Annotated in this window: 21 protein-coding genes, 1 tRNA gene and 2 pseudogenes; 10 read left to right on the top strand and 14 right to left on the bottom strand. The window is 61.4% G+C overall.

What is annotated here, in order from left to right:
* Positions 1-125 precede the first annotated feature (125 nt).
* Together ACLKMW_RS18725 and ACLKMW_RS18720 are read right to left on the bottom strand one after the other, a co-directional pair.
* Complete coding sequence (locus ACLKMW_RS18725) at positions 126-512, bottom strand: DUF302 domain-containing protein (protein ID WP_415726015.1); 387 nt, start codon at positions 510-512, stop codon at positions 126-128.
* A gap of 181 nt (positions 513-693) precedes the next feature.
* A pseudogene (locus ACLKMW_RS18720) lies at positions 694-1,289 on the bottom strand (DsbA family protein).
* A 125-nt stretch (positions 1,290-1,414) separates the two neighbouring features.
* On the opposite strand from ACLKMW_RS18720, the gene ACLKMW_RS18715 reads away from it, so the two are divergent.
* From ACLKMW_RS18715 to ACLKMW_RS18675, 9 genes are all read left to right on the top strand, one after another.
* The gene (locus ACLKMW_RS18715; RefSeq protein WP_415726019.1) at positions 1,415-1,858 is read left to right on the top strand and encodes a DsbA family protein; all 444 of its coding nucleotides are present in this window, start codon (positions 1,415-1,417) and stop codon (positions 1,856-1,858) included.
* Positions 1,859-1,965: 107 nt separating this feature from the next.
* A complete protein-coding gene (locus ACLKMW_RS18710) occupies positions 1,966-2,388 on the top strand; it encodes a protein tyrosine phosphatase family protein (RefSeq protein WP_415726014.1) in 423 nt (140 codons plus the stop codon).
* A 28-nt stretch (positions 2,389-2,416) separates the two neighbouring features.
* A complete protein-coding gene (locus ACLKMW_RS18705) occupies positions 2,417-3,307 on the top strand; it encodes an MBL fold metallo-hydrolase (RefSeq protein ID WP_415726013.1) in 891 nt (296 codons plus the stop codon).
* A complete protein-coding gene (locus ACLKMW_RS18700; protein WP_415726012.1) occupies positions 3,304-3,648 on the top strand; it encodes a metalloregulator ArsR/SmtB family transcription factor in 345 nt (114 codons plus the stop codon). Before ACLKMW_RS18705 ends, ACLKMW_RS18700 begins: the two co-directional genes overlap by 4 nt.
* Positions 3,645-4,073 carry a YeeE/YedE family protein gene (locus tag ACLKMW_RS18695; protein ID WP_415726011.1) on the top strand — a complete coding sequence of 143 codons (429 nt, stop codon included), beginning with the start codon at positions 3,645-3,647 and terminating at the stop codon, positions 4,071-4,073. Before ACLKMW_RS18700 ends, ACLKMW_RS18695 begins: the two co-directional genes overlap by 4 nt.
* Before the next feature lie 4 nt (positions 4,074-4,077).
* Entirely contained in the window at positions 4,078-4,509 is a 432-nt protein-coding gene (locus ACLKMW_RS18690; protein WP_415726010.1) for a DUF6691 family protein, read from the top strand.
* A gap of 18 nt (positions 4,510-4,527) precedes the next feature.
* Positions 4,528-6,243: a SulP family inorganic anion transporter gene (locus tag ACLKMW_RS18685; protein ID WP_415726008.1), complete on the top strand. Its 1,716-nt coding sequence runs from the start codon at positions 4,528-4,530 to the stop codon at positions 6,241-6,243.
* 122 nt (positions 6,244-6,365) lie between these two features.
* Positions 6,366-6,857: a YgaP family membrane protein gene (locus tag ACLKMW_RS18680; protein WP_415726007.1), complete on the top strand. Its 492-nt coding sequence runs from the start codon at positions 6,366-6,368 to the stop codon at positions 6,855-6,857.
* A gap of 43 nt (positions 6,858-6,900) precedes the next feature.
* Positions 6,901-7,173 carry a DUF2243 domain-containing protein gene (locus ACLKMW_RS18675; RefSeq protein ID WP_415726006.1) on the top strand — a complete coding sequence of 91 codons (273 nt, stop codon included), beginning with the start codon at positions 6,901-6,903 and terminating at the stop codon, positions 7,171-7,173.
* On the opposite strand, the pseudogene ACLKMW_RS18670 reads toward ACLKMW_RS18675, so the two are convergent.
* The 7 genes and pseudogenes from ACLKMW_RS18670 to ACLKMW_RS18640 form a co-directional block, all read right to left on the bottom strand.
* Positions 7,174-7,374: pseudogene (locus ACLKMW_RS18670) on the bottom strand (IS3 family transposase); the annotation flags it as partial.
* Positions 7,375-7,717: 343 nt separating this feature from the next.
* Positions 7,718-11,512, bottom strand: a complete 3,795-nt coding sequence (locus ACLKMW_RS18665) for a vitamin B12-dependent ribonucleotide reductase (RefSeq protein ID WP_415726005.1) — start codon at positions 11,510-11,512, stop codon at positions 7,718-7,720.
* Between the two features lie 577 nt (positions 11,513-12,089).
* A complete protein-coding gene (locus tag ACLKMW_RS18660) occupies positions 12,090-13,619 on the bottom strand; it encodes an inorganic phosphate transporter (RefSeq protein WP_415726004.1) in 1,530 nt (509 codons plus the stop codon).
* A 56-nt stretch (positions 13,620-13,675) separates the two neighbouring features.
* The gene (locus tag ACLKMW_RS18655) at positions 13,676-14,167 is read right to left on the bottom strand and encodes an NUDIX hydrolase (protein ID WP_415726003.1); all 492 of its coding nucleotides are present in this window, start codon (positions 14,165-14,167) and stop codon (positions 13,676-13,678) included.
* 198 nt (positions 14,168-14,365) lie between these two features.
* Positions 14,366-14,863, bottom strand: a complete 498-nt coding sequence (gpt, locus tag ACLKMW_RS18650; RefSeq protein WP_415726002.1) for a xanthine phosphoribosyltransferase — start codon at positions 14,861-14,863, stop codon at positions 14,366-14,368.
* 108 nt (positions 14,864-14,971) lie between these two features.
* Positions 14,972-15,811 carry a universal stress protein gene (locus ACLKMW_RS18645; RefSeq protein WP_415726001.1) on the bottom strand — a complete coding sequence of 280 codons (840 nt, stop codon included), beginning with the start codon at positions 15,809-15,811 and terminating at the stop codon, positions 14,972-14,974.
* 85 nt (positions 15,812-15,896) lie between these two features.
* A complete protein-coding gene (locus tag ACLKMW_RS18640) occupies positions 15,897-16,637 on the bottom strand; it encodes a competence/damage-inducible protein A (RefSeq protein WP_415726000.1) in 741 nt (246 codons plus the stop codon).
* A gap of 187 nt (positions 16,638-16,824) precedes the next feature.
* Between ACLKMW_RS18640 and wrbA the strand changes: the two genes are divergently transcribed.
* Positions 16,825-17,454: an NAD(P)H:quinone oxidoreductase type IV gene (gene wrbA / locus ACLKMW_RS18635; protein ID WP_415725999.1), complete on the top strand. Its 630-nt coding sequence runs from the start codon at positions 16,825-16,827 to the stop codon at positions 17,452-17,454.
* 58 nt (positions 17,455-17,512) lie between these two features.
* Here the strand turns inward: wrbA and ACLKMW_RS18630 are convergent, their stop codons facing one another.
* From ACLKMW_RS18630 to ACLKMW_RS18610, 5 genes are all read right to left on the bottom strand, one after another.
* Positions 17,513-18,619, bottom strand: a complete 1,107-nt coding sequence (locus ACLKMW_RS18630; protein WP_415725998.1) for an NADH:flavin oxidoreductase/NADH oxidase — start codon at positions 18,617-18,619, stop codon at positions 17,513-17,515.
* Positions 18,620-18,671: 52 nt separating this feature from the next.
* Positions 18,672-18,756, bottom strand: a tRNA-Leu gene (locus tag ACLKMW_RS18625).
* Between the two features lie 71 nt (positions 18,757-18,827).
* A complete protein-coding gene (locus ACLKMW_RS18620) occupies positions 18,828-20,333 on the bottom strand; it encodes a tripartite tricarboxylate transporter permease (RefSeq protein WP_415725997.1) in 1,506 nt (501 codons plus the stop codon).
* 9 nt (positions 20,334-20,342) lie between these two features.
* Complete coding sequence (locus ACLKMW_RS18615; RefSeq protein ID WP_415725995.1) at positions 20,343-20,804, bottom strand: tripartite tricarboxylate transporter TctB family protein; 462 nt, start codon at positions 20,802-20,804, stop codon at positions 20,343-20,345.
* Between the two features lie 91 nt (positions 20,805-20,895).
* Positions 20,896-21,870 (bottom strand): tripartite tricarboxylate transporter substrate-binding protein, encoded by a 975-nt coding sequence (locus tag ACLKMW_RS18610; RefSeq protein ID WP_415725994.1) that lies wholly within the window; start codon positions 21,868-21,870, stop codon positions 20,896-20,898.
* Positions 21,871-21,976: the final 106 nt, after the last annotated feature.

Here is a 21,976-nt window from a genome sequence, read left to right as displayed (position 1 = left end):
GATTGCATCTGTGCAACCACACTCTCGCAGAGCGCCGGGCGCGGTTCACGCCTCATGGAATCTTAACATCGCATTCGCCAGGAGCAGACAATCCGCCTTCATGCACTCAGGCGAGTTCCATGCGTTCAGATACTGTCTACCGCCTTAGAAAGGCGATCTCGCACCTCTCCGGCCACCCGCTTTAGCTCGTCGTTTTCTATCGCCATCATAGATGAGACAGGATCGATCGCGCTAACCTCGACCGCATTGCCCACCTGGCGCAAGATCACGTTGCAGGGCAACATTGCCCCGACCCGGGGTTCCATCCCGATTGCTTGGTGGGCCATCTTGGGATTGCAGGCGCCCAAGATCAAATAGGGCTCCATCTCGATGTCCAGCTTCTTCTTCATGGTCGCTTTCGCATCGATCTCCGTCAGGACCCCGAAACCCTGGTCAGCAAGGGCTCGGCGAGTCCGCTCGACCGCGTCTTCGAAGCTCACTCCCTCGATTTTCCGATCTATCGTGTAGGTCATTCTGGGTGCTCCTATTGATTGCTGCACGACCACCTTCCGCAGCCAGGACATACTTCCTCATGCCAAAGATCCCGAAGGCGAACGGGCACGCACTCCTTGTCGACGCTGGTCCGGGCTCTGGTCGTCGGAACGAGTTCACTGGGTCCTCGTTCCAAAGTTCCCTCGGTGCTGGTCCATTGGCTCAGCTTCGTGCAGCAGCAATCGCGTCGCGGAGCGCCTGCTTGTCCATCGCAGCATGGTGGATCCGTGTGTTGACGAGGAAAGCGGGAGTGCCGCCGAACCCGAATGCGTTCGCCTGACCCATATTGCGGGCGAGAATGCCATCGATGCGGTCCTGATCTTTCTTGAAGGCGGCGAGAAGGCGCTGCGGATCCAGCCCCGCCTTCTTCAAGACGGCGTCCACATCTTCCTCGCCAAGGCGGCCCTTGGTCGCCGCCATCAGTGCATGAAGCGCCTTCTCGTAGTCGTGGCCCGCAGCGAGCACGAAGCTGGCGGCGTGAACGGACGCGACGCCGAAATCGGCCAGTCCTTCATCACCAGTCTGACGTTCCCGTCCCCACGCACGACGTCGATGAGGTCTTGATGGCCGCGCTTGCAGAACGGGCATTGATAGTAGAAATACTCGGCGATCGTCACGTCGCCGTCAGGTTTTCCCAATACCGGGATTTGCGGATCGAACAGGACCTCCTCGACGGTCAGTTCAACTTGGGCAAGGACAGGCGATGGCAGCGCCGCGGCGGCGGCGGTTGCCTTCAGCAGGTGTCTTCTGTTCGGCATTCAATTGTCTCCTTGTTCAGTGTTGTCGGATCGCAGCTCGCCAAGCCGCGACTGCAATGTCTCGCGCGAGATCTCACCGAGATGCGCGTGTTTGAGGACGCCGCGCTTGTCTATGAAGAGAGTCGCTGGCAGCCTGCCCGTACTGCAAGGTCCTTCACCCGCACCTGAAGCAGATCCTGGAGGAGGATGGCGGTATCCGGCTCGTGATGAAGGACTGGCCGATCAATGGCGACCTGGTCAGCTATGCATCGCGAATGGTGCTGGCAGCCGACCGACTTGGCCGTTACGCAGCAGCGCACACGGCCGTCATGGAGATCACCGTGCCCTTGTCACACGGACGCATTGACAACGCGATGCGCGACAGGGGCGTCGACGTGGCTGAGGTTCGAGATGCGCTGGACGTCCATTTGGAGGATGTTGATGCTCTACTGCTTCGCAACCAGCGCCAGGCGCGTGCGCTTTCCTTGCTTGGGACGCCGGCCTTCGTGATCGGTAAAAGGCTCCATAGGGGTGCCTTAAAGCCTGACCAGATCCGCAAGGCAATTGCCGACATTCGCAAGTGGAGCTAGAAGGTCGTCGCACTGATTGCAGATTATCTATTGCATTTTAATGCAACCGACCCACATGGGCGTCATCCGGTCTGAACTTCCTGCATCAGGCCACAAGGAGTCGACGCATGAAACAGATATCCGAGAGGCTCCACGTCGGGCCGCAGCTCACCGCAAAAGACATTAGCCGTGCGAAGTCTCAGGGTTTCGCGGCGATCATCAACAACCGCCCTGATGGCGAGGAGCCGGGTCAGCCCAGTGCCGCCGAAAACCGTTCGGTCGCGGAAGGCGAGGAGCTTGCCTACACCAATATTCCCGTGACTGCGGGAGAGATCAGTGAAAGCCAGGTTCGGGCGTTTCAGGTGGCTCTCACCCAAGCCGACGGCCCGGTGCTGGCGCACTGCAAGACTGGCACCCGCTCCGCAACTCTCTACGCCATTGGCGAGGTCCTGGATGGACGCTTGAGCAAGGACCGGGTGATTCCGTTTGGTCAGTCCGTCGGCCTCGACCTTTCCGGCGCCGTCAAATGGCTCGATGCGCACGGCCGCTAAACGACAGAATTCTTCCAGGAGTTATGCAATGAGCACGATCAAGCCACTCGTGAAGGGGTTCTTCGACGAGCGTACCTACTCCGTCCAGTATGTCGTCGCCGATCCGGAAACCCGCAAATGCGCGATCGTCGATCCGGTCCTAGACTTCGACGAGAAGTCAGGGGCGACCGCGACCAGGAATGCGAATGCCATCCTGTCCTACGTGAATGAGCAGGGATTCGAGGTCGAGTGGATCCTCGACACGCATCCGCATGCTGACCACCTCTCGGCGGCGCGGTACCTCAAGGAAAAGACAGGCGCTCCAACGGCGATCGGCGAGAAGGTCATCGAGGTGCAGAAGCTCTGGAAGGGCATCTACAACTGGCCTGACTTCCGGGCCGACGGCTCTCAATGGGACAAGCTCTTTGCCGAAGGCGAGACCTTCCAAGTGGGAAACATCCCGGCTCGGGTCCTGTTCTCGCCCGGACACACGCTGGCATCCATCACCTATGTGATTGGCGACGCCGCCTTCGTGCACGACACGCTCTTCATGCCGGATTCGGGAACCGCACGGGCCGACTTTCCCGGCGGCAGCGCGTCGCGCCTCTACAGGTCGATCATGGAAATCCTGTCGCTGCCGGACGAGACCCGCATCTTCACGGGACATGATTACCAGCCCGGCGACCGCGAGCCGCTGTGGGAGTCCACGGTCGGCGAGCAGAAGGCAAAGAACACGCACATGTCGACGTGCAGGACGGAAGCAGAGTTCGTGAAGGTGCGCGAGGCTCGCGACAAGACCTTGTCGATGCCGAAACTGATCCTTCATGCGCTGCAGGTGAACATGAACGGAGGACGGCTGCCCGAGGCGGAGGCGAACGGAAGGCGTTACCTGAAGTTCCCGCTCGACGCACTCGAGGGCGCTGCATGGGATGACCAATGAAGCTCGACTTAGCGCCGCAGACCGCAGATCTGGTGGCGAGCGCCGGTGAGGCGGCCGAGTTCCTCAAAAAGTTCGCACATCCATCGCGGCTGATGATCGTGTGTGCGCTCGTGGATGGCGAGCGGTCCGTCCGCGATCTCGAGGACACGCTCGGTATTCGGCAGCCTGGCCTCTCCCAGCAGATCGCCGAACTGCGAGAAGCAAGACTCATCGTCGGCCGCAAGGAATCGAAGAACATGTTCTACCGGCTCGCGGACGGACGGGTCACCGAGTTCATCGGCCTAATGTACCGGATGTTCTGCGAGCTTCCGGAGAAAGCTCAGCAAGGAAACGATCAATGACAGAGTTTACGCCAATCGCCTCCCTGATAGGAGGCACGATGATCGGCCTCTCCGCGGTCCTGCTCATGCTATTGGAAGGACGCATTGCAGGGATCTCCGGCATCGCCGGACGGCTCCTGCCGCCTTACCGGGACGGCGCGTTCCTTTCACGGTTCGGCTTCGTTATCGGCCTCATCGCCGCGCCGCTCGCCATTGCCGTGACGACGGGCGAAGCCGTCCAGCAGACCGTCTCCTCAAACGTTCCGCTGATGATTGCCGCAGGGCTCCTCGTCGGGTTCGGCTCGGTCTGGGGCAATGGCTGCACCTCCGGGCACGGCGTCTGCGGCCTGTCGCGGCTTTCTGCTCGCTCTATCGTCGCCACCGGTGTCTTCATGGCGACCGCTTTCGCGACCGTCTTCCTCGTCCGTCACGTGATCGGAGGCTGAACAGGTGTCTTTCCTCGTCAATCTCGCCCTCGGCCTGCTCTTCGGGGTCGGCCTCGTGATCTCGGGCATGGCGGACCCAGCCAAGGTGCTCAACTTCCTGGACCTCTTCGGTACCTGGGATCCTTCGCTGGCGTTCGTCATGGGAGGCGCGGTAATCGTCGCCTTCATCGGCTATCGACAGGTGCTGACACGCGACAAGCCGGTCATCGGCGGCAGCTTTCACCTCCCGACCAGGAACGACATCGACGTGCGGGTAATCGCCGGCCCGGCGATTTTCGGCATCGGCTGGGGCCTCGGAGGGTTCTGTCCCGGACCAGCGCTGACCGCGCTGGGGCTGGGCGCAACCGGAACCCTCGCCTTCGTCCCGGCCATGTTCGTCGGCATGTGGGTCGCGCGTCTGCTTGCTGACAATCGGATGCAGGTCCGCACAGCCTGAGATCTCAGAGGCTACACGATGACCAGGCTTTTACGCCATCTGCCGATCCTGGAATGGGGTCGGCAGTATGAGCGCTCGACCCTCACCAACGATGTCCTCGCGGCAGTAATCGTTACGATCATGCTGATCCCGCAGTCGCTGGCCTATGCGATGCTGGCTGGTCTGCCACCGGAGGTGGGACTATACGCGTCGATCCTGCCGCTCGTTGCCTACGCGATCTTCGGCACCAGCAGGACGCTTGCCGTTGGACCCGTGGCGGTCGTCTCCCTTATGACGGCGACCGCCGTCGGAGAGATCGCGGCGCAAGGGAGCGAATCCTACCTGGTCGCTGCGACGCTGCTCGCCCTGATCTCGGGAGCGATGCTCGTCGCGATGGGCCTCTTCAGGCTCGGATTCGTGGCCAATTTCCTGAGCCATCCTGTGATCTCCGGCTTCATCACCGCATCGGGGCTTCTGATTGCTGCCGGACAGGTGAGGCACCTGCTCGGCGTTCCCTCCGGGGGCCATACCCTGCCGGAGATCGTGACAAGCCTGCTCGCGAACCTTCGTGCCACCAACCTCGCGACACTGGTCATAGGGGCCGGCGTGCTCGCCTTCCTCTACTTCGTTCGCCTCAAGCTGAAGTCGGTGCTTGTGGGACTCGGGACAAACGCTCGCATCGCCGACATAGCCACGAAAGCAGGTCCGGTCCTTGCCGTCGCTGTCACGATCATGGCCGCGACTGCTCTGAACCTTGATGAGGCGGGCGTGCCTCTGGTCGGCGCAGTCCCGCAGGGGCTGCCAATGCCCGCCCTGCCGATCGTCGATCTGGAGATGATCAGGGCGCTCGCTGCCCCGGCGCTCCTGATCAGCCTGATAGGATTCGTCGAATCCGTCTCTGTCGCACAGACGCTTGCCGCGAAGCGCCGCCAGCGCATCATCCCCGACCAGGAGCTGATCGGGCTCGGCGCTGCAAACATCGCTTCGGGCATATCAGCAGGCTATCCGGTCACGGGCGGCTTCGCACGGTCCGTCGTCAATTTCGACGCGGGCGCAAAAACGCCCGCCGCAGGGATTTACACGGCCGTCGGCATCGCCCTGGCCACGCTGTTCCTGACGCCTTTGCTGGCACACCTGCCGCAGGCGACCTTGGCCGCGACCATCATCGTGGCGGTGCTTTCGCTGGTCGATTTCGCCGCCGTGCGTCGGGTGTGGGCTTATTCGAAGGCCGATTTCTCGGCGATGGCCGCTACAATACTCGGCACGCTATTCCTCGGTGTGGAGATCGGTGTCGTGATGGGTGTACTCCTGTCCCTGCTCTTACATCTTTACCGCACCTCCCGCCCTCACATGGCAGTCGTCGGGCAAGTGCCTGGGACCGAGCATTTCCGGAACGTCGATCGGCATCAGGTGATCACCTCGCCAGATATCCTTTCGCTGCGCGTCGACGAGAGCCTCTACTTCGCCAACACCCGCTACCTGGAGGATCGCATTGCGGAGCTGGTGGCCGATCGGCCGGCGCTGAAGCATGTCATCTTGATGTGCTCCGCCGTGAACGCCATCGATGCCTCGGCACTTGAAAGCCTTGAGGAGATAAACCACCGCCTGCATGATGCTGGCATCACCCTGCACCTTTCCGAAGTGAAGGGGCCTGTCATGGATCGCCTGAACCGCTCCCACTTCCTAAACGATCTCACCGGAAGAGTCTTCCTCAGCCAGTACGAGGCGATCGCCGAGCTGGATGCAGGTAGCTGAAGGCGCAGAGTCCATCAGCAAGAAGGCTGCCACATTGCTGCTCAGCTCGCTTCAGTAGCGTGCGGTCGGAACATTCCCTTGAAGGTGCACGTTAGGCACATGTCTCTATCCAGGTGATCGCCATGGTGCCATCCAGCGCAGAACGAGTCCCGACGCATACCGCAGAGGAGGTCAATCGCCGAATTCGGCAGGAGACGGAAAGCCGGATCGCCTACTACGCGGATCATCCCGAGCAGATCGACCGCCGTCTCGGGGAGTTGGACCGGGAATGGGATATTGAGAGAGCGATCGAGGCGAACGCTTCCACGCTGGCACTTGCAGGCGTCGCACTCGGCGTCACTTCCGACCGCAGATGGCTCGCCCTTCCGGCACTTGTCAGCGGCTTCCTCCTCCAGCACGCCATTCAGGGATGGTGCCCGCCAGTGCCGATCTTGCGGCGTCTCGGTTTCCGGACAGCAAGGGAGATCGAACAGGAACGCTATGCGCTAATGGCGCTTCGCGGTGATTTTGACGAACTCGAGAAGGGTGCAAGCAGGCTCGATCGAGTCGTGCAGGTTGTCGGACTACGGAAGTTGTTTCGGCCGTCGGGGTCGGCACAAGCAGGAGAAGGTTAAGCACGGACCAAGCGGCCAAACAGTGGTGCGACAGGTATCTCAGATGCAGGAACGCCAACGAATCTCCGCCGCCTACATCTGGGCAGGCTATCTGCTGGGCTTCGCGCTTGGAGGCTTCTTCGATGGGATCCTCCTCCATCAGATCCTTCAGTGGCATCATCTTTTGAGTCTGGTCGACGGCGTTGGGGACATCAGCAATCAGGTCCTGTTCGATGGCCTGTTCCATGCACTCATGTATGTCATTGCGGCAGTGGGATGTGATTTTTCGTGGAATGAGGACCCTGTTTTGGAGTGCGCCCCTGAGGGTGGACAATGATCAGGCTGCTGTTTTGCCAGTCTGCCGGATGTGTTGATCCTCGAACTGCTGCGGGCTCAGATAGCCGAGCGCCGAATGGAGCCTGCGGTTATTGTAGACATCCTCAATGAAGCGGGGAAGGTGTTCAATGACGTCGTCGAAGGTTTCGAAAGCCATCGGGTAAACAGCTTCGACCTTCAGCGTCTTCATGAAGCTCTCGGCCTGCGGGGTCTCCTTCGTCGCAGAGGATTTTTTCGTCGTGCACGGAAATCAGCCGTCTGGCCGATCCGGCGAACACAGCCATCAGCACCTCCGGCTGCGGACAGAACCGATTGAGAAAGCGCTCGATGCCGTCAGGTGTCTTCGTCTCAGTGTCTATCGTCGGAGCGTGCATTCCATCGATCTCGGTTTGTTCCTAGGATCACTTCCGGGCGCCGCGGCGCCCGGATGTTGTGTTGCTGACCTAATGTGTCTGGTGAGCAGGCTTCGTGTGTCGAACGAGCAATCTACCTTGACGTTGAGCGAGATTCAGTGACGCGTCAGGAGTCCAGACCTGTGGAGCTGCTCAGCTGCAGCCGCTGGTGGCTCCGCAGGTATCGCACTTTTCGCAGGTGCCGTTGCGGACCATGGTGAAGTTCTGGCACTCCGAACAGGAATTGCCCGTATAGCCCTGCAGCATCGACTTCATGCGGCGGTCGGCCGCGATTGCCTTGGCATCCGCTGCCTCTGCGGCGGCGGCCTCGGTGAAGATCGAGTGTGCGCCTGCCTCGTCAGGTTGTTCCTGAGCGACCTCTTCAAATTCGCGCTTGAAGGCGGTCGCGCCCTCGGCAAAAGCGGGCGCGACCTGAAGCGCGGCAGCACCAGCGGCCGAGACGATGGAGCGCACATTGGAGCCTGAGAATGCCGTCGGCGTCGTGACCTTCGGGCTTGCGCCGGGCGTGCCGGCAAAGCCCTTAGGATCGGTGGTTCCAACACCCGACACCACCTTGAGCGGCGAGGCACCGCGCGTCAGACCTTTGGAGAAGGGCAGGGCCTTGCCTTCATTGATGCCGCGGCCCAGTGCGGTGTTGGAGAAGTCCGTGTCGACATGGGCGAGATCTGTGCGGCCGAGATAGGAAACGGCGAGTTCGCGGAACACATAGTCGATGATCGACGTGGCGCTCTTGATCGCATCATTACCCTGGACGATGCCCGCCGGCTCGAATTTGACGAAGGTGAAGGCCTCGACATACTCGTCCAGCGGCACGCCATATTGGAGACCGAGCGAGATCGCGATGGCGAAATTGTTCATCATGGCGCGGAAGGCCGCGCCTTCCTTGTGCATGTCGATGAAAATCTCGCCGAGACGGCCATCATCGAATTCGCCGGTCCGCAGATAAACCTTGTGGCCGCCGACGATGGCCTTCTGCGTGTAGCCCTTGCGCCGGTTCGGCAGTTTCTCGCGGTCGCGGTAGAGCCGCTCGACCACGCGCTCGACGATCTTTTCCGTGACGGTCGCGGCCCGCGCCGCCGCCGGCTGCGCAATCAGTTCCTCGATCAGATCGTCTTCGTCCTCATCATCATCCGCAAGCAGCGAGGCGTTGAGCGGCTGTGAGAGTTTGGAGCCGTCGCGGTAGAGCGCATTGGCCTTCAGCGCCAGCTTCCAGGAAAGCATATAGGCTTCCTTGCAATCCTCGACCGTCGCCTCGTTAGGCATATTGATGGTCTTGGAGATCGCACCGGAAATGAAGGGCTGCGCGGCCGCCATCATGCGGATATGGGATTCAACCGACAGGTAACGCTTGCCGATCTTGCCGCACGGATTGGCGCAGTCGAATACGGGCAGGTGCTCGTCCTTGAGGAAGGGTGCGCCCTCGAGCGTCATCGCTCCGCAGGCGTGGATGTTTGCGGCTTCGATGTCCTTCTTGGAGAAGCCGAGCGCCGGCAGGATCTCGAAAGAGAAATCGTTAAGCTGCTCATCTGTGAAGCCGAAAGTTTCCTTGATCCAGTCGGCGCCGAGCGTCCACTGGTTGAAGACGAACTTGATGTCGAAGGCCTGCTTCAACGCCGCGTTGACGGCTGCAATCTTCTCATCGGTGAAGCCCTTTGCCTTGAGCGTTGAAGGGTTTACGCCCGGAGCCTGATTGAGATTGCCATGCCCGACGGCATAGGCCTCGATCTCGGCGATCTCGCTTTCTGAATAGCCGAGCGTGCGCAGCGCTTCGGGCACGGCGCGGTTGATGATCTTGAAATAACCGCCGCCGGCAAGCTTCTTGAACTTCACCAGCGCGAAATCGGGTTCGATGCCGGTGGTATCGCAATCCATGACAAGGCCGATCGTGCCGGTCGGCGCGATCACGGTCGCCTGCGCGTTGCGGAAGCCATGCTCCTCGCCAAGCTCGATGGCGCGGTCCCAGGCGGCCCGTGCATGGGTGACGAGGTCCTTCTGCCAGACGTGGTCAGCGTTGAGCGGCACGGGTGCTACAGACAGCTTCTCATAGCCATCACGGTCGCCATAGGCGGCGCGGCGATGATTGCGCATGACACGCAGCATGCTGTTGGCATTGCGGTCATAATCGGGGAAGGCGCCGAGCTCGGACGCCATTTCGGCCGAAGTGGCGTAAGCGATGCCGGTCATCAATGCGGTGAGCACGCCGCCCAGCGCGCGGCCCTCATCCGAATCATAGGGGATGCCGGCCGTCATCAACAGGCCGCCAATATTGGCGTAGCCGAGACCGAGCGTGCGGTATTCGTAGGAAAGCTTGGCGATCTCCTTCGAAGGGAATTGCGCCATCATCACCGAGATTTCGAGCACGATGGTCCAGAGACGAACCGTATGCTCATAGGCTGCGATGTCGATGGTGCCGTCGGCATTGCGGTAGGGCAAAAGGTTGATCGAGGCGAGATTGCAGGCCGTATCGTCGAGGAACATATATTCGGAGCACGGGTTCGAGGCGCGGATCGGACCTGCTGCCGGCGAAGTGTGCCAGTCGTTCATCGTCGTGTTGAAATGCAGGCCCGGATCGGCCGAGGCCCACGCCGCATGGCCGATCTTCTCCCACAGGTCGCGCGCCTTCAGCGTCTTCATGACCTTGCCGTCCTTGCGGGCGGTCAGGTTCCAGTCGCCATCAGCCTCGACAGCGCGCAGGAAGTCGTCCTTCAGCGACACGGAATTGTTGGAGTTCTGGCCGGAAACGGTGAGATAGGCTTCCGAATCCCAATCAGTATCGTAGGTCTTGAAGTCGATCGAGGTATAACCCTGCCTGGCGAACTGAATGACCCGCTTGATGTAGTTTTCCGGCACCGCGTTCTTCTTGGCCGCCTTGATCTCGCGCTTCAGCGCCGGGTTCTTCTGCGGATCGAAGCAATCGCCGCGCGTGTCTTCGGAGCCGGCCTCGCAATTCACGCAAGCCTTCATGATCGCCGTCAGATGGTTCCTGACGATCTTGGAACCGGTGACGAGCGAGGCGACCTTCTGCTCCTCCTTCACCTTCCAGTCGATATAGTCCTCGATGTCGGGGTGATCGATGTCCACCACCACCATCTTGGCGGCGCGGCGCGTGGTGCCGCCCGACTTGATGGCGCCGGCGGCGCGATCGCCGATCTTGAGGAAGCTCATCAGCCCAGACGAGCGGCCGCCGCCCGAAAGTTTCTCGCCTTCTCCGCGCAGATAGGAAAAATTGGAGCCGGTGCCCGAACCGTATTTGAACAGGCGCGCCTCGCGCACCCACAGATCCATGATGCCGCCCTCGTTGACGAGGTCGTCGGCAACCGACTGGATGAAGCAGGCGTGCGGCTGCGGATGCTCGTAGGCGGACTTCGACTTGGTCAGCTTGCCGGTGAACGGATCGACGTAGAAATGGCCCTGGCCCGGGCCGTCGATGCCATAGGCCCAATGCAGGCCAGTGTTGAACCATTGCGGGCTGTTCGGCGCGACGCGCTGCGTGGCGAGCATGTAGGCGAGTTCATCCCGGAAGGCGAGGGCGTCGGCCTCGGATTTGAAATAACCGCCCTTCCAGCCCCAATAGGTCCAGGTGCCGGCGAGCCGGTCGAAAACCTGGCGAGCATCGGTTTCCGAGCCATAGCGCTGGTCTTCCGGCAACTTGGCAAGCTCGACCTCATCGGGCACGGAACGCCACAGGAAGGAGGGAACCCCGTTCTCCTCGACCTTCTTGAGGCGGGCGGGCACGCCGGCCTTGCGGAAATATTTCTGGGCAAGGATATCGGCCGCAACCTGGCTGAACTGCGCCGGCACATCGATATCGTCAAGCCGGAACACCACCGAACCGTCCGGATTCTTGATCTCACTCAGCGCCTTGCGGAATTCGACCTCCGCATATGCCGACTGTCCGTCCCTGGTGAAACGACGTTCGATGCGCATTTGTCCGTCCTCGGTCCCTACATATAGCACCTATCCACAGGAAACCCTCGCAGTTTCCGCATGAAGGCGCGCGCCATTCAAATACCGGCTTTCCCCCGGAAAGCCGGCGCCCCGATCTTCGGTTCCGCCGCGTCGCCCGCCTTCGCCGCTTGCCGCGGCCGACGGCCCTCTCCGGTCGAACCGAAAACCCCTTCCAACACTCGGTCGTGATTCCCTCTGGCGAGGGAGGATCACATTACCTAGCGATGGAGCCTCCTCGCAAACACCAAATATAGTGTTAACAACAAATTTATTCCAGTGTCACACAGTCGTGCCACGCGACGAAATCACCCGCGAAAACCCGTGCGTTCGCCAGCCGCAAGAACGGCCGAGCTCGCCAAAACACTTGATAATCCGGGAGAAAGACCGATCCGGAAACCCGCCGGCCACGCCCTAAACAAGAGCACGTGATCCATATGAGGCGACTCGGTTTTCGCCGTCAAGGATTCGTTTCCGGAAGTTTTATGACCTCAATATCTTGTGTGCCACATGTGTGGATAACGGGGAGAACGAGCGCCGGGCTCGGTAGCTGTTGCCGTCAGGCGAGCGCACCGAAAACCGCAAACAGAAGCGCTGCCAAAATGGCCGCCGCCGGTACGGTCGTGGCCCAGGCGGTAACGATCGTGGTGAAATGGGCACGGCGAACCAGCCGCCGACGCCTGATTTCCTCACGGGACGGCAGCTTGCGCGGCCGATCGTTCTCCGCGTCTTCCTCCGTCTCGGGTTCAGATTGTGCCGCCGCTCGGAGCTTTCGCCTCCTTTGCATATAGGCACGTCGATGTGCGGAATGGGTATTGTACCATTCCCGGAAGAAGCCGACGCCGAAAACCGCGCCGACAGCGATGTGGGTCGAACTGACCGGCATGCCGAACCAGGATGCGACAATCACCACGATGGCGACCGCCAGCGCCACGCAGAAGGCGCGCATGGGATTGAGCTTGGTGATTTCGCTGCCGACAATGCGGATGAGCTTGGGGCCGTAGAGCAGAAGCCCGCAGGAGATGCCGAACGCCCCAATCACCATCACCCACAGCGGAATGTCGACGACATCCGCCACTTCGCTCCGCGAGGCGGCATGCACGATCGCCGCCAGCGGCCCAACCGCGTTGGCAACGTCGTTGGCGCCGTGGGCAAAGGAGAGGAGCGCGGCCGAGCCTATCAAGGGCAATCGAAACAGGCGCCGCAGCGAGCGGTTGCGGTTCTCCATGCCTCGCGACTGCCGGCCGACAGAGCTTTTCGAGGCGACCCAGGTGAGGGCGAAGCAGGCAAGCCCGATCGCTGTGGCCACCTGCCAACCGGAATCGGCGAAAAGCCTGGTTACGAGGTAGGCGGCGAAGGACCCGGCCATCAATGCAGTCAGCACAGGTATCCATCGTCGCGCCGCAGCAATCTTGTCGTCCTGGTAAATGATCGCCGTTTTGACGAAGGCCAGAAAGGCGATGGCCACAAGCGCGCCCAGCAGCGGCGCGAGAATCCAGACCGTCGCAATTATTATGACGGAGGGCCAATCGACGGCGCCGAGGCCGGCCGCTGCAGCTCCGGCGCCTACCACGCCGCCGACAATCGAATGCGTCGTCGAAACCGGCGCGCCAATCCACGTGGCGAAATTGATCCAGAGCGCGGAGGCGACGAGGCCCGCCAGCATCAACCTGATCAGCACCGCCGGATCGGAGATGGCAGAGGACCGAATAAGCCCGGTCGAAATCGTGGCCACCACGGCATCGCCGGCAATCAGCGCACCGGCGATTTCGAAGATTGCGGCAATGCCGAGCGCGCCGACCATGGTCATCGCCCCGGCTCCGACCGCAGGGCCGACATTGTTGGCGACGTCATTGGCGCCGATGTTCATCGCCAGATAGGCGGCGATCGCGGCTGCGATGATGACGATCACCGCGCGTGGTTCGCCAAACACATAGATCGAAGCGGCAGACGCCGCGAGCATCAGGAAAAGCAGCCCGAGGCCCGGCGCGATCAGCCCGCGCGCAACGACGCCGGTTGCCTCCTCGATTTCCGAAAGTCGGGCAAGGTCCTTGTCGAGCGTGTGCTTGGAGCGGACGCCGTCACTCATCCTGGAAACCATCGGCCATGACAGTCACCAGACAGCGAGACCGAGAGTTCAGGTCGTCAGGTAGCGGTCTTGTTTCGGCTCGCGCCGAATTGGGCGATAAGTTCGCCAAGATCCTGCTCCCTGACGCACCGGGATGCCTCAGCCGCCGGAAACCATTCGCGGTGGCGCTCGTCCTTTTCCGGCCAGTCGTCGGCGGCGTGGTCGACCTCCATTGGAAATACAAGCACCTCGCAGCGCCGCTCCATGCCCGAATCGAGGACTTTGCCATAGAAATAGCGTCCGGCTTCGATGTGGGCCATCTCACCGGAGATGCCGGCTTCTTCCGCCGCCTCGCGTGCAGCGGACTCGAAAAGCTGCTCGCCTGCTTCCGGCCAGCCCTTCGGGAGAACCCAACGTCCGGTATCGCGGCTGGTGATCAGCATGATCTCGATGCCGCCTTCCCGCTGGCGCCAGGGCAGGGCCGCAACCTGAACGCGAGGAGGCGTCCCGCCGAAAAGGCGTCGTATCTGCTCCGTAATGCAATTTCGTGTGGCGTGGCTGATAAGCATCGAGGCTCGTCTTTCTGTCTCCGATTCGTTTGCCGCCTCACGAATTTTACGGTTAATTATTGGCAATAATAGTAAAAATTCTATCAACTACGAACGATTCCGGCCGCGGCTGCTACGCAGTTGCGTCAATCAAGGCAGCACACGGCCGCCTGCCTGATATAGGAAGCGAACTGCCGATTGCCAGCGGAACGGAGGGGATCAGCCGCCCCGGTCGTCGGAAATCGGCTTCTGGTAGGTGAAGCCCATATCCCATGGAAAATAGATCCATGTGTCCTGGGAAACTTCGGTGACGAAAGTGTCGACCAGCGGGCGGCCTTTCGGCTTGGCGTAGATGGTCGCAAAATGGGCCTTGGGCATCATCGCCCGCACGATCGCCGCCGTCTTGCCGGTGTCGGTCAGGTCATCGACGATGAGAACATCCTGCCCGTCTCCTTCAAGCAATGAGGGCGTGATTTCCTTCAGCACCTGCAACTGCCCCTGCGACGCGTAGTCGTGATAAGAGGCGACACAGACCGTTTCGATCAGCCTTATCCCCAACTCGCGCGATATGACCGCCGCCGGCACCAATCCGCCGCGCGTGATGCAGACGATCGCCTTCCATTGGCCGTTGACCCCGGCGAGCCTCCAGGCGAGTGCCCGCGCATCGCGGTGAAATTGGTCCCAGGAAACGGGAAAAGCCTTATCGGGAAGGGACATGGCGCTCGGCACTCCAGTGGCGCATCAGGGTTGCGCGAAAATTGCGGAATGCGGGCGCAATTAGCCGGAAAGGCAGGCATATGGCAAGCCTTTCCGCAGAAATCGGGTTTAGCGCGACATGAAAGTCGCTATCGGCATCGATTGCAGGACGGAGCGCGTGAGGCCGCCGAACAGGAGCTGGCGTAGCCAGGAATGGCTGTAGGCGCCGAGAACGAGAAGGTCGCTGCCGGTGGCGGTAATGCGGGCCTGCAACACCTGGTCGGCCGAACGGCCGCTCGACGTTTCGGATGCAACCGTCACATCGGCACCGTGACGGGCAAGTGCGGCGGCGATTTCGGTGCCGGAGGCCTCGGGGTCGTGCTCGCTGTCTTCCGGAGGATCGATTACGAACACCTCCGTATGTTCGGCCTCCTGGATCAGCGGCAGCGCATCGAAGGCAGCGCGGGCGGATTGGCGGCTGCCGTTCCAGGCAACGACAATGCGGCGATAGCTGCTGTGCGAGGGACCGTCATGCGGCACGACTAGCACCGGCCGTCCCGATTCATAGAGCAGCGCATCGAGATCGGCGGTCTCGGTCGAGTCCGCGTGAGGGTTGCGCTGGGCGGCGATGACGAGATCGGCGCAGCGCGCGCTTGCGATTCCCGAATGGACGCTGTCGCTGGTGGCGTTTTCGAGATTGCGCCATTCGAAGGACTGCCCGGCATCCCTCATGCGCTTTCTGAAGGCGGCCTCGATCTTCTCGGCCCTCTCCTTGTTCATCTCGGCAGCGGCTTGCAGGAAGTCAGTGTCGGGAAAGCCGATGGCCGATGTGTACGCAACCGGCAGCACCTCCGCATGCACACCGACCAGATGGCTGCGAAAGCGCTTTCCAAATGAGAGGGCGCAATCGACGACGCGCTCGGCGTCTTCCATTCCCTGAATGATCGCAACGATGGTCTTGAACGGCATGTCAGCCTCCCTGATGCGAAATCAGTCGTCGCAGGAGGCATTTCTATCACGTTTTTCGTGGTTTCGCACGAAATGCTCCCGTGGGTCAGCTCACCTTGACGAAACCCGCAACCATAGTCTCCACGTCGCTGCGTGCCGCCTCCAGCGCCGCCACGGAGCGTGAGCGCACAACGAGCTCGGTGGAAAAGGTTCCGTCACGGTATTGCGGATAGGAGCCGATGATGGTGTCGGGATGGCGCTTCTGGATTTCGCCGAGCGGGCCGCCGATCGTGCCTTCGCCGAACGGACAATGCACGGTCACGGACAAGAGTTTCGCGCCGGTCTTCAGCGTCGGCACCACATTGTCGAGCATGGCCTGGAAGATCGACGGCACGCCAGCCATCACATGAACATTGCCGATGCGGAAACCGGGAGCCAGCGAAACCGGATTGGCGATATGGTCAGAGCCGCGGGGCATGCGGGCCATGCGCATGCGCGCCTCGGTGAACTCCAGGCCGCGCGCCGCGTAGCTCGCCCGCATCATGTCCAAGGCCTGAGGGTCATATTCGCACGGCACATTGAACGCCTTGGCGACTGAATCCGCGGTGATGTCGTCATGCGTCGGGCCAATGCCGCCGGTGGTGAAGACATAGGTATAGCGGCTACGCAGGGCGTTGATCGCCGCGACGATCTCGTCCTCCTCGTCGGGAACGACGCGCACTTCCTTCAGGTCGATGCCGATGGCGGTCATGATATCGGCGAGGTGGCCGATATTGCGGTCCTTCGTTCGGCCTGACAGAATCTCATCGCCGATCACGATCATTGCGGCGGTGACGATTTCGGTCATGGCATGCTCCGAACGAACAGGATTTCCGTGAAATAGCCTGACGCGAAGCCTCGGGCAATGGTCGTCAAACTGTGAACGATCTGTCGGCAATTTAGCCATATCCAATGAACGACACGCCTCTTACATAGCTTTGCGAGTTGCGAGGCTTGCTCCCCGCCTTCGAATTTCTTCTCAAGGAGACGTGTAAATGGCAAAAGTTCTGGTGCTTTATTATTCGAGTTGGGGTCACATGGAGCAGATGGCTAAGGCTGCCGCCGAAGGTGCGCGCGAAGCCGGTGCCGATGTGACAATCAAGCGGGTTCCCGAACTGGTTCCCGAGGCTGTCGCCAAGGCTGCCTTCTACAAACTCGACCAGGAAGCACCAATCGCCGATCCGCTCGAGCTGGAAAACTACGACGCCATCATCATCGGCACCGCCACGCGCTATGGCACGATGGCTGCGCAGATGAAGAACTTCCTCGATCAGACCGGTCCGCTCTGGGCCAAGGGCGCTCTGCTCAACAAGGTCGGCTCGGTGATGGTCTCCACCGCCACCCAGCACGGCGGAGCGGAATTGGCGCTGATCAACGCGCAGATTCATCTCCAGCACCACGGCATGGTCATCGTGCCGCTGTCCTATGCCTATCAGGGGCAGATGGGCAACGATGTGGTGCGCGGCGGTGCGCCCTACGGCATGACCACTACGTCCGATGGTGACGGCTCCCGCCAGCCTTCGGCCCAGGAGCTGGAAGGCGCCCACTTCCAGGGCAAGCGCGTGGCCGAGATCGCCATTCGCCTGCATGGCAAAGGGGCCAACGCTGCCAAGGAAGCTGCATAACGGACTGGAAAGACGTGGCCTTGTGAATGGGCGGTCGAAAGGCCGCCCATTTTTGCGACTAGCGCGTGGCTTGCGTCCAGCGCTGCATGAAAGGTGCCGCGCGCGCAAATTGCGGGGCAGGGTGGAACTCCTGGCCGAGCGTGGCCGCCGCACGCCAAGGCCAGCGCGGATCGGCAATCAGAGCGCGCGCCACCGCCACCATGTCCGCCTTGCCTTCGGCGATAATTGCTTCGGCCTGATACGGATCGTCGATCATGCCGACTGCCCGCGTCGGGATTTCCGCGCCTTCGCGGACAGCGGTCGCCAGATGCACCTGATAGCCGGGTCCGGACGGAATTTTCTGGAGTGGCGAGTTGCCGCCGCTCGAACAGCAGATGTAAGCCGCGCCTGCCGCCTTGTAAGCCTTGGCGATGGCGATTCCGTCTTCAACCGCAAAGCCTCCTTCGACCCAATCCGTGACCGAGATGCGAGCCGCCAGCATCAGATCAGGCGCGGCTTTGGCGACCGCTTTCGCAACCTCGATGGGCAGACGCATGCGGTTTTCCAGCGAACCGCCCCATTTGTCGGTGCGCTTGTTGGAAAGCGGCGACAGGAACTGGTGCAGCAAATAGCCATGCGCCGAATGTAGCTCGATAAAATCGAAGCCAGCGCGCGCCGCGCGTTCGGCTGCCGCGGCAAAATGGGCAATAACGCCCTGAATGCCGGCTTCGTCCAATTCCTGCGGCTCCTGCCAGCCCTCCTCGTCGAAGGCGACCGCCGAAGCCGAGACAATCGGCCAAGGGTCTTCGTCGGGGCCGAGCGCGCCGCCACCTTCCCAAGGACGATGCCTTGAAGCCTTGCGGCCGGCATGGGCGAGCTGGACACCGAATTTCGTGCCGGGCAGGGCGACGCGCCTTGCCGCATCGAGGGCTCGCCTGGCGGCGGCTTCGTTGTGATCGGAGTAGAGACCAAGACAGCCATGCGTGATGCGTCCGCGCCGCTCGACGTCGGTCATCTCCACCGTCACCATGCCTGCGCCCGACATGGCAAGATTCATCCAGTGCTGCAGATGCCAGTCGCTCGCCGAGCCGTCATCCGCCGAATATTGGCACATCGGGGCGACGGCGATCCGGTTGGGAAATTCGAGATTGCCGAGTTTGATCGGAGTGAAAAGCTGGGACGTCATGCAAACTCCATCAGGAAGATGCGTGATATGCGAGGACAATAAGCCTCGAATATGGTGCGGACGCCGGGAATCGAACCCGGACGGATTACTCCGAGGGATTTTAAGTCCCTTGCGTCTACCAGTTCCGCCACGTCCGCGTGAGCGCCACTGGTAATGCACGCGCGCCGGATTGCAAGTGCGAACGCGCCAAGCCGGCATATTGGGGATGCTAGATTTCTTCCTGGAAGACCTCTTCGCGCTTCTTGCTGATGCTGGGCAGGAAGACGATGACCAGCACCGCCAGCGAAATCAACAGCAGCGTTGCCGAGATCGGCCGCGTGAAGAAGGTGGTGGGATCGCCGCGTGAAAGAATCATGGCGCGGCGTAAATTCTCCTCCAGCAGCGGCCCGAGCACGAAGCCGAGCAGCAGCGGCGCCGGCTCGCAGCGCAGCTTGACCAGCACATAGCCGATGAAGCCGAAGAAGGCGACCGAGTACAGGTCGAACACATTGGTATTCACGCTGTAAACGCCGATCGAGCAGAACGCCATGATGATCGGAAACAGCACATAATAGGGAATGGTGAGCAGCTTCACCCACAGCCCGATAAGCGGCAGGTTGAGCACCACCAGCATCAGGTTGCCGATCCACATCGAAGCAATGATGCCCCAAAACAGCGCTGGCTGCTCGGTCGCCACGTTCGGGCCGGGAACGATGCCCTGGATGATCATCGCGCCGATCATCAGCGCCATCACCGGATTGGCGGGGATGCCAAGCGTCAGCAGCGGAATGAACGAAGTCTGGGCGCCGGCATTGTTGGCGGATTCCGGACCGGCAACGCCGGCGATCGCGCCATGGCCGAACTCCTCCGGCTTTTTCGAGGCGCGTTTTTCGACCGTGTAGGAGGCGAAGGCCGCGAGGATCGCACCGCCGCCGGGAAGAATGCCAAGCGCTGAGCCAAGGACGGTGCCGCGCAAAACGGGTGCCACCATCTGCTTGAAATCGTCACGAGTCGGGATCAGGCCGCTGACCTTGGCCATGAGAACCGAACGTTCCCTCTCATTCTCCAGATTACGCAATATTTCGGCGATGCCGAAAACGCCGACGGCGACTGCCACGAAATTCAGCCCGTCGGCATATTCCCGGATGCCGAGCGTGAAGCGCGGTGTTCCTGTGTAGATGTCTGTGCCGACAAGGCCTAGAAGCAGGCCGAGCACCACCATTGCCAGCGCCTTCAGCACCGAGCCATGCGCAAGCGCGATCGAGGAGACCAGGCCGACGACCATCAGCGAAAAATACTCTGCTGCGCCGAATTTGAGCGCAATCACCGTTAGCGGCGGCGCGAAGATCGCGACGAGAAAAGTCGACACCGTGCCGGCAAAGAACGAACCGAGCGCGGCAATCGCCAGTGCCACGCCGGCGCGGCCGTTTCGCGCCATCTGATAGCCATCGATCGCGGTGACGGCCGAGGAGGATTCGCCCGGCATGTTGATGAGGATCGCCGTGGTCGAGCCGCCATATTGCGCTCCGTAGTAGATGCCGGCCAGCATGATCAAGGCGGAGACAGGCTCGAGCTGGAAGGTGATCGGCAACAGCATGGCGATGGTTGCCGTGGCGCCGATGCCCGGCAGAACGCCGATCAAAGTGCCGAGCAGCACGCCGACCAGGCAGAACAACAGGTTCCATAGCGAGGTAGCGGTCGAAAATCCAAGCGCGAGATTGTCGAACAGATCCATGGCGGCGACCTAGAGCCATACCCAAGGGCCGAAGCGCTGGAAGGGAAGGCCGAGCGCATAGCTGAAAACGGCAACCGAAAACAGCGTGAGTGCTGCCGCGATGACCAGCGCCGTCAGCGGCTTCATGCGGCTCGATGCGAAGGAAGCGATCAGCGCCGTGCAAAAGAGGCTGGGTACGAAACCCAGGCCGCGTACGGTTAGTCCGAAGAAGATCGGTGCGGCCAGAATGAGCAGTATGCCGCGCCATGCGACCGGCCCGATCGGTTCGCTGCCGACGCGCATCGCCTGCACCAGAATGATCGCTCCAAGCACGGTCAGTATGCCGGCAAGCAGCAGCGGAAAATAGCCCGGCCCCATGCGAAACGCCGTGCCGAGTTCAAGCCCCAGTGACTGCACGGCAAAGAAGAGGCCAAGCGCGATGAACAGGCCACCGCAGAGGCCGTTGGTAGGATCGATGGAGAAAGGTTTCATCAGCGTCGCGTCTCCACAGCCGCTCGGGCCGTCTCATGACGTTCCCGAAAAGACCGGCAGGCCGGAACTCATGCCCGGCCTGCCCGCAGTCTCAGTCGGCGTAGACGCCCGCTGCTTCGATGACCGGCTTCCAGCGCGCGATCTCGCTTTCGAGCTTGCTCTTCAGGCCATCTGGCGTCGCTTCCGCCTCGGTGGAAGGCGCGGTTCCCAGTTCCGCGAAGCGGTCGACGACGTTCTGGTCCTTGAGCGCCAGTTGCAGCGACTTCGACAGGCGTTCGGTGATTTCGGCCGGCGTGCCTTTTGGCGCATAGACGCCATGCCAGATACCCACCTGGAAGCCAGGCAGGCCGGCTTCTTCCGCAGTCGGCACATCGGGCAGCACGTCGAGGCGCTTGGCCGAGGTGACCGCATAGGCCTTGATCGTGCCGGCCTGGATCTGCTTGGTGGTGTTGGTGGTCTGGTCGCACATGATGTCCACCTGGCCGCCGAGCAAGTCGGTCATGGCCGGGCCGGTGCCTTTGTAGGGCACGGTCACCAGCGACGTTTCGATGGCGCTCATGAACATCATGCCGCACAGGTGCGAGGCCGCACCAATCCCGGCATTGGCGACCGTAACCGTATCCTTGTTGGCCTTGGCGTATTCGATCAGGCCTTTGAGATCGGTGGGCTCCAGGTCCTTTCGCGCGACAATGGTCATCGGTACGTCGGTGACCAGCCCGACATATTCGAAGGCGTTCAGCGTGTCGTAGGGAAGTTTGCGGTAGAGGGTGGCGCTTGTTGCCATGCCGATGTGATGAAGAAGCAGCGTGTAACCATCCGGTTCGGCGTTGGCCACGCGGGCAGCACCTAGAGTGCCGCCGGCGCCGCCGACATTCTCGACGAGAACCTGCTGGCCAAGGTCCTTCGACATGGCCTCGGCAACCAGCCTTGTTACCGTGTCGGTGGGGCCGCCGGCGGAGAAGGGCACGACGAAGGTAATGGTGCGCTCCGGATAGTCCGCCGCGCCCGCGCCGGAGGACAGGGCAAATAGGGTAGCGGCGGCCAGTGCCGCCCAAAGCTTCTTCATAATGAATTCCTCCCTTTTGCGGGTGGGCTTATGACCCTCTTCCCAAGCGGCCGCGCCTGCAGTCGCGTTTTTTTGATCTATCCGGTCGGTGTTCGCAAAGACCTGA

It is taken from the genome of Borborobacter xinjiangensis (genome assembly GCF_047739745.1).
GTDB lineage: Bacteria > Pseudomonadota > Alphaproteobacteria > Rhizobiales > Rhizobiaceae > Pseudaminobacter.
Note: the sequence above shows the minus strand (reverse complement) of the source record. Positions and strands in the feature narration are given on the sequence as shown.